We start from the raw sequence: 8,123 nt of genomic DNA, 5'->3' as shown, positions 1-8,123 counted from the left end.
CGCACAGTACACCTACGACACCGCGCCCGGCGCCGACCGCGCGCGCCTGCTGAGCATCGCGGCGGACGACGGCCGCCTGCTGACTCTGACCTATGACGGCACGAGCCATCGCATCAAGACGGTAACGGCCGGCGCGCGCGTGTGGACGTATTCCTACGACGCCGTCGGCGACCTCACCGAGGTCAAGCTCCCCGACAACACGAAGTGGACGTTCGCGCTCGGGTCGCTGACCGATGCCAATATCTCGTATGGCCTGACCTCGGTGACCTGCTCGAACGTCGGTGCGGGCAGCTACACGGCCGGCACCTTCGGCGGCGCGACCTCGCGCCGCGGCACGATCACGCACCCGTCCGGCGCGACCGGCACGTTCGTCGTCGAACCGCGCCACCACGGCCGCGCGTTCATGCCGGCGCGGGCGAGCAACTGCATCGTCTACAACCTGCCGAACGGCGGTCAGCACGGTTTCGAACGCGACCCGGAAGTGTTCGACACCTGGGCGCTGACGTCCAAGACGCTCACCGGCCCCGGGATTGCTTCGCTGACGTGGGCCTACGCGTATTCGCCCGCGCAGAACAACGCGATCGGCGATGCCTGCGGCGCCGGCTGCCCGCGTACGAAGACGGTCGCGGTGACCGACCCGGAAGGCAATACGAATCGCCATACGTTCGGCACGAAGTATCGCGAGGACGAAGGGCGCTTGCTGAGCGTCGACATCGGCTGGAACGGATCGTCGGCGCTGCGCACGACGACGTACCGGCATCGCGCGCCGGACGCCGGCCCGTATCCGGCGGACATCGGCACGTCGTTCCGCGAATCCGGCGACACGTACATGGCGACGCGGCTGTTCCCGCAGGATCGCCGGCAGATCGTCGAACGCGATACGACGTTCACGTGGGAGGCGATCGCGTTCGACGATTACGGCGAACCGACGACGGTCGTGCGATCGAGCACGCTCGGCCACCGCCGCACCGAAGCGACGGTCCATCACCACAATACCGCGAAGTGGATCTTGCATCAGATCGCGTCGGTGACCGAAACCGGCACCGGCGCCGTCATGCGCCTGAACACGTACGACCCGATCACCGCGACGCGGACGACCACGCGCCGGTTCGGCCGGCCGGTCACGACGATGAGGTATCACCCGAACGGCCTGCTGTGGACGCAGACCGACGGCGCGAACCACACGACGACGTACACGGACTATCACCGCGGCATCGCGCGATCGGTGACGCTGGCCGATACGCGCACGATCGCGGCCGACGTGAACGACTACGGCGAAATCATCGCGCTGACGAATCCGGCGAATTTCACGACGCGTTACGAGTACGACCCGCTCGGCCGGCTCAAGCGCATCGATTATCCCGACGGCGACGTGCCCGAGTGGAACGATACACGCCTGACGTTCGCCCCGGCCGGCCCCGAATACGGCTTGCCGGTCGGGCACTGGAAGCAGACGGTCGGCACCGGCACGGCGCTGACCGAGAATATCCTCGATGCGTTATGGCGGCCGGTGCTGACACGCACCGTCGATACCGCCGACGTCGACGGCACGCAGCGCATGACGCTGCGCCGCTTCGACAGCGGCGGCCGCGAAACCTACGCGTCGTATCCGCAGCGAACGATCGCGTCGGTGCTGGTCAACCCGCTGCCGGCCGGCACGGCGATGACGTACGACGCAATCGGCCGGCTGACCGACACCGCGGCGAGCTGGGAAGGCGCCGGTACGTTGACCACCTCGGTGCGCTGGCTCGACGGCTACACGAAACGCACGACGAACGCGCGCGGCAAGATCGCGACGACGACGTTCCAGGCGTTCGACGAACCGGACGAATCGGCGCCGCTCGTGATCAGCGCGCCGGAAACGGCCGTTACGACGATCGTGCGCGACGGGTTCGGCAAGCCGCTGACGATGACGCGCAGCGGCACCTACCAGGGCAATGCGATCAGCGCGGTTCGGCGCTACGTCTACGACCCGCAGCAACGCCTGTGCAAGACGATCGAACCGGAAAGCGGCGCGACGGTGCAGGCGTACAACGGCGCCAATCTGGTCGAATGGACGGCGACCGGGCAGAACCTCGCGAGCACGTCGAGCTGCGAACAGGGCGGCGTGGCGGCGAACCAGAAGGCGACGTACACGTACGATGCCGTCAACCGCCTGACGGCGACGACCTACGCCGACGGCGCGACGCTGCCGATCACGCGCGCGTATACGGCCGACGGCCTGCTCGAAACGATCGCGTCGGACAACAGCACGTGGACGACGACGTACAACCGCCGGCGCCTGTCGACGAACGAAACGCTGGCGCTGGGCGGCGTGAACTATTCCATCGACTACACGTACACGGCGAACGGGCATGCCGCGAGCCTGCGCTATCCCGACGGCACGACCGTGAGCTACGCACCGAACGCGCTGGGCGAAGCGACGCAGGTCGGCAACTATGCGACGCAGATCGCCACGCACCCGAACGGCGCGCTGGCGAGCTTCCGCTACGGCAACAACATCGCACATACGACGCGGCAGAACGTGCGCGGATTGCCGAGCAACAGCACCGATACCGGTGTGCTCAACGACGCCTATACGTTCGACGAGAACGCGAATGTCACAGGCATCGCCGACGGCCTCGGCGGCACGTTCACGCGAACGATGACGTACGACGATCTCGACCGGCTGACGAGCGCGACGAATGCCGCGTTGTGGAACGGCGCGCACACGTTCGGCTACGACCCGCTCGACAATCTGCGCACGACGGCCGCGCCGGGACTGAACTGGACGCACCACTACCACGCGACGACGCAGCGCCTGGAACGCATCGCGGCCGGCGCGACGAACGTCATCGCGTACGTCACCGACGCGCGCGGACGCGTGACGCAGCGCAACGCGCAGACGTTCGCAATCGATCTGGCCGACCGCGTCAAGGCGATCGGGCCGAACGTCGCGAGCTACCGCTACGACGGGCACGGTCGACGCACGACGGTCACGAAGAACGGCGCGACGACGGTGCAGGTGTACAGCCAGGCCGGTCAGTTGCTGTACCAGAGCGCGCCGGTAACGAATGACGGGATCTTCAGGAACGGCTTCCAGCAAGGCGACGCGAACTATCCGCCGAGCGGCGGCGGCACGAAGCGCTACGTCTACCTCGGCCGGCATCTGATCGCCGAAGACGGCACGGCGGGGCGTCGCTACATCCACACGGACGGCCTCGGTTCGCCGGTACGCACGACCGATGCGAACGGCACGCCGTCGGCGCGCGAGAACTATCTGCCGTACGGATGGGGACCGACGCCGCAGTCGGCGCCGGGGTACACGGGGCATGTCGCGGACGCGGAGACGGGGCTCTCCTACATGCAGGCGCGGTATTACGATCCGTATGCGGGGAGGTTTCTGGCGGTTGATCCGGTCGATGTAAGTATCGGAAGCTTCAATAGATACTGGTACGCGAGAAATAGTCCATACAGCAACATTGACCCGGACGGAAGAAACCCTTGGGCTCTTGCTCAGGCATGCGCGGCGAGTACGGTCTGTGCCGGGGCCGTTGCAGGTGCCGTTGCGGCCTTTGTTTACGGAGTCAATAGCCGGTTCAGCATGGGGCAAGGCGGCTTCGTACTCGTCAATGCCATCTATCCCGCCATGCCGATGGCGCAGGCAGGCGGAGGCTCCGACGATCCTCCTGAGAAAAAGGCGCCGGAACAAGTCGTGAGCGCAAGCGGCGCAGGTGCGCCGCCTCCGGATGGGCCAAAGAAGGACGACAAGAAAATCACCAAATCCGATCATGCTGTACAACGGCATAGTGAAGGAAGGATGACGGGAAAGGTTACGAACGACATCCAAAATGCGCGCGCTGCCGATGTATACGTTCAGTCGGATGGTCGTTTTGTCGTACGAGGCCCTGGAGGTCGTGAACACATCTTGGAAGCGAATGGGGAGCACGTGACGACAATGAATGGCAGGCCCAACTCCAGCCATCTGAACCTATTGAAGAGCGGCGAGAGAGTTCGAGCGACCGAGCAGCAGGTACAGTATATAAAGTCTTTTGTGAAATGAGGTGTGACATGCTCGAAGCTTGTGCGCAACTTCTGGAAAAAAGGGAATTCGAGCGGTACGTCGTGCATTTGTTCCAACAGGTGCGTGGAGATTGGAGCAAGGTAGCCCCTGCGTTGGAGAGGCTTGAGATCAATATCGGATCGATGCCGAATTCAATTTTTGCCGCGTGGCTGGACTCCCCGCAAAGTGGCAAAGACTACGTTTTTATCATCTTCTACGACGATGATTCCGGAGGAGTAATCTCCGCGGAATATAACCGCGCTCGATTGACGAGGGTTGCAAAATGAGTCGCTTTCAGGTCCTTAGCAAGTCGTTGCGGACTTGATACCAGACTCGGCTGCAGCGGGATGTGTCGCGAGTGGCTGTGGAGCATTTTCGTGGGCTATGGCGGCAATCGATGTCATGCCAGGAGGTGGTAAAGCAGTCGACGTGTTGTCGAAAATGATGTCGCGTTTTTCGAAGTCCGCCGGGAAAGCGGCGGATGCGACCGGAGATACGGCAAATGACGTCTACAGAACCATATGCCAAAAAGATTCGCATTACTCGAAATTTCCTACCGTCGGGTCCACCGGCTTGATTAGTCCCAAGGGCGGCTACAATGATCCGACCGCGCATGCGATGTTTCCGAGTGGAGCAATTTCCCCTGGGAAAAGGAAGTTTCGACAATTGGGGATATACACAGCGATGTGGAGCGCATTCGATGAGGCTAATCGACGCAATAAAACTGATCGAGCTGGAACTGCCGGAAAATTTAAGGGGCGCGATGTTGTCGTGCGACCCGAGAGCCATCGAGATCGAAGGTGACGGTTACTCGTTTTGGCAAGAGAAAGATGTGAACAAGGCGCGATGGATAATCACGAAACGGTTGAGAGTCGCCGAAGCCGCTGGTGGCGACATCGTCAATTGGCTCAGCCGTCAATTGGAAGTGCTGGATCATGCAAAGGACGAAGTTGCGATCTATCGGGGATACACCGTGAGCAAGGGCGGGCGGAAAGAGTTCATCGTTGCGCCTGTGAGGCGGCTTTGGGGCGTTTATGTCAAATCAGTAGAGTGAAGGACGTTTCTGTCAAAATTTGCACGGAGCTTTGGACCAGACCGAGAAGCAAGCAGAGACTTCGGTCATTGTTGCGTGTGGGCAGAGCACGGTTGGGAGTTGTGGGCCCGGAGGGTCACCATGAAGAAAGCCCTATTCGCTCTAGTCGTGACTCTTGCAACCTGCGAATTTGTCGTGGGCTGCGCCCCTCAAAAAAAGCCAATTGCCGAATCATTCAACGCGTCTTTTGAGTTCAGAGGCGTAAAATTCAGAAGCGGTTCGCCCGATCCGGGTGAGCCTTTGGAAGAGTCACTTCAGTCGCCGGCGTCCGAACAGCTTCGCCCTTTGCAATACGACTCGGATGCGCTAAAACAAAATCCGGTGTTCAGAATGGAAGTCATCGGTTTCACCGATGATCGCGAGTGCGCCGATCAAGCTTGCTACGATCTGTCGACGCGCAGGGCTACATTGGTCCATCGCTGGTTGATCGACCATGGCGTTTCGCCGCGATGCCTTGAGGCGCCGCGTGGCCGCGGCCGTGAGGTGTTCATTGACGATAATAGGGCCGAGGACGGGAGGCAGCAGAATCGCCGTGCAGAAGTCAATGTTGTTGATTTCGACTGCAAGTGATGCTCGCCGCCGACGATGTAGCGCGCGTCAAGACTGCTGTCGCCTGAACCTCAGGCAGCGACACCGACACTATTTCGCCGACTACGTGCGCCGCTGAGTCGCGCGTCGCTTAATAAACCGCCTTGTCCACATCCCGCTCTCCGGCCAGCGCTTTCACCCGAGCATTCGCCTGCGCCAGCAGCGCCTGGTCGTCGAGTGCGCGGTACAGCTGCGCGAGCGCCCGAGCGGCGCGGAAGTCGCGTTCGGCGTAGGGCGCGATCGCGCCAGCGATCGCGCTCGCGCGGTCGAGTTCGCGTCGCGCGATGAGTTGCGGTAGGTAGAACCGCGAGGCATCGACGACGACATCCGGCGTGCCGTCGCGGTCGGCCGCCGCGAGCGCCTGCGCGTACGCCGCTAGCGTCGCTTCCGCGTTGCCGCGTCCTTGCGTGCGGACGGCGCGCGCGAGTGCGAGCGTCGGTGCGTTGCGGGCTTCTGTCGCGGGGTCGTCCGACATGGGGTCGTCCGGCGCAGGCTCGTCCGCCGGTTTGTCGGTTGTCTCGCCTGCCGCCATCGCCGCGATCGCGAGCAGCAGCTGCGCGTCGGCACCGGGATGGTCGCGCGCGAGCGACTGCGCCTGGGTCAGCGCCGTCGCCGCATCGCCGCGTGCGAGCGACAGCCGCACGCGCAGTTCGCGCGGTTCGGACGGCTGCGCGTGTTCGACATTCGCTTCGCCGTCGAGCAGCGACGCGGCCGCGACGAGTTGACCCGTTGCGAGCAGCGCGCGGATGCGCGAGTGACGGATCGCGTCGACGAGCACGGGGTTTTCCAGATCCGCCGCGATCCGCCACGCGCGGGCGGAGTCGGCGAGCGCGGCGTCGAGATCGAGCAGTGCGAGTTCCGCGAGCGTCTTGGCGTGCAGGCTCGCGGCGAGGTTGTCGCGCACGTCGTAGCGCTCGAACACGGCGATCGCGCGGCTGAACGCCTGTACCGCCTCGCTCCAGCGGCGGCGGCTGCTTTCGAGCAGGCCGCGGTTCGTGTCGACGCTCGCGGCGCCCGGCAGGTCGCCGGCGCGTTCGAGCGCGACGCGCGCCCGGCCGAAGTCGGCCAGCGCCTCGTCGTAGCGGCCGAGCGCGGCGCGCGCGACGCCGCGGCCGGTGTAGCCGTTGCCGGCGAGTTCGGCGTCGGCGCTCGGGCCGAGCGCGGCGAGCGCTTCGGCGTAGCGCCGCTCGGCCGCGGGGAAGTCGTTGCGCCGCACGGCGACGGCGCCGAGTCCCATCAACGCTTGCGCCTGCACGGTGGTCGGCAGGTCGACCAGCCGGTCGCGCAGCGCCGCGAACGCGCGTTCGGCATCGTCGATGCGGCCGGCGCGAAAGTCGATCTGCGCAAGGCGCACCGCGACGTCGGGATCGGCGCGCAGCGCGGCCGGCGCGGCGTCGAGCGCGGCGCGCGCGGCGGCGAGGTCGCCGGCGAGCATCGCCGCGTCGATGCGCTGCGCGAGCTCGGCCGCCAGCGTCGGCGCCGCGGCGGGCGCTGTCGTCTCGCGCCGGCCGATGCGTGCGAGCAGCGCGTCGGTCGCGCGCGTGGCGGCCGCGAGCGCGGTCGCGCCTTCGCCGCTCGCGTCTTCGCGGCGCGAGCCGGCGTACCACGCGAGGTCCAGCCGCCAGCCCTGCGTCGTCGCCTGCGCGCGCGGTCGCACGACGATCGTCGCCCCGGTGGTGCGAAGAATTTTGTCGCGTTGTGCGGATTGCTGCGTCGCGTCGGCGTGCGGGTCGAGCCCGAACGCGACGACGCGTTCGCTCGGCAGCACCGTGAGCTTGCCGTCGGCGCGCAGGCGCGACGCGACGTAGTCCATGACGCCCAGCCGTATCCACGCCGCGTCGGACGAGCTTTCGTCGATCTCGACCGGCAGCACGACCGCGAGATCGGCGGCGTTCGCGGTCGGTGCCGGCACGCGATTCCAGGCCATGAGCGCGACGAGCGCTGCGACGACGATTGCACCGACGACGGCGCCGATCGCGCCGCGGTTCGCACGCCGCCGCGCCGCGGCCGCCGGTGCCTGTTCGACGGTGGCGGAGGCGGCGATCGGCGTCGCGACGGGCTGCGCCTCGTCGCGGTCGACCACCGCGACGAAGCGATAGCCGAAGCGCGGCACGGTGCGGATCGCGGTCTGTCCGCTGCCGGTGTCGCCGACCGCGCGGCGTGCGCGCAGCAGCGTTTGCGCGAGCAGCGCGTCGTTGACGTCGGCGCGGCCCCACACGGCCGAGATCAGCTCGTCGCGTCCGACCGCGCGCTCGCGATGCTCCACGAGATAGGCGAGGCATTCGAACGACTTCGGCGGCAGGTTGATGCGCTCGGCGCCGCGCCACAGTTCGCGCGCGGCGGGATCGAGTCGGAAGTCGCCGAAGCGGAAGGACGTGCTCATCGCCGCAAGCGTAGCGA

5 protein-coding genes are annotated in these 8,123 nt (G+C 65.5%); 4 read left to right on the top strand and 1 reads right to left on the bottom strand.

The genetic code is table 11. The features are described 5' to 3' along the window. The 4 genes from OD750_RS21075 to OD750_RS21060 all read left to right on the top strand — a co-directional run. Window positions 1-4,042: RHS repeat-associated core domain-containing protein (locus OD750_RS21075; protein ID WP_272842105.1), on the top strand; the 4,042-nt coding region annotated here is incomplete at its 5' end. An 8-nt stretch (window positions 4,043-4,050) separates the two neighbouring features. Next, window positions 4,051-4,329: a hypothetical protein gene (locus OD750_RS21070; protein WP_263542283.1), complete on the top strand. Its 279-nt coding sequence runs from the start codon at window positions 4,051-4,053 to the stop codon at window positions 4,327-4,329. Window positions 4,330-4,742: 413 nt separating this feature from the next. Beyond that, window positions 4,743-5,096, top strand: a complete 354-nt coding sequence (locus OD750_RS21065; protein WP_263542284.1) for a hypothetical protein — start codon at window positions 4,743-4,745, stop codon at window positions 5,094-5,096. Between the two features lie 120 nt (window positions 5,097-5,216). Then, window positions 5,217-5,705 carry an OmpA family protein gene (locus OD750_RS21060; RefSeq protein ID WP_263542285.1) on the top strand — a complete coding sequence of 163 codons (489 nt, stop codon included), beginning with the start codon at window positions 5,217-5,219 and terminating at the stop codon, window positions 5,703-5,705. Window positions 5,706-5,814: 109 nt separating this feature from the next. On the opposite strand, the gene OD750_RS21055 is transcribed toward OD750_RS21060, so the two are convergent. Further along, window positions 5,815-8,106 carry a winged helix-turn-helix domain-containing protein gene (locus OD750_RS21055; protein ID WP_263542286.1) on the bottom strand — a complete coding sequence of 764 codons (2,292 nt, stop codon included), beginning with the start codon at window positions 8,104-8,106 and terminating at the stop codon, window positions 5,815-5,817. Window positions 8,107-8,123: the final 17 nt, after the last annotated feature.

The organism is Tahibacter soli, assembly GCF_025717065.2.
Lineage (GTDB): Bacteria > Pseudomonadota > Gammaproteobacteria > Xanthomonadales > Rhodanobacteraceae > Tahibacter > Tahibacter soli.
This window is presented reverse-complemented; position numbering and strand designations above follow the sequence as displayed.

Excerpts from the sequence above, each read along its gene's own strand:
- OD750_RS21070 (WP_263542283.1), top strand. The coding sequence starts at position 4,051 with ATGCTCGAAGCTTGTGCGCAACTTCTGGAAAAAAGGGAATTCGAGCGG.
- OD750_RS21065 (WP_263542284.1), top strand. The coding sequence starts at position 4,743 with ATGAGGCTAATCGACGCAATAAAACTGATCGAGCTGGAACTGCCGGAA.
- OD750_RS21060 (WP_263542285.1), top strand. The coding sequence starts at position 5,217 with ATGAAGAAAGCCCTATTCGCTCTAGTCGTGACTCTTGCAACCTGCGAA.
- OD750_RS21055 (WP_263542286.1), bottom strand. The coding sequence starts at position 8,106 with ATGAGCACGTCCTTCCGCTTCGGCGACTTCCGACTCGATCCCGCCGCG.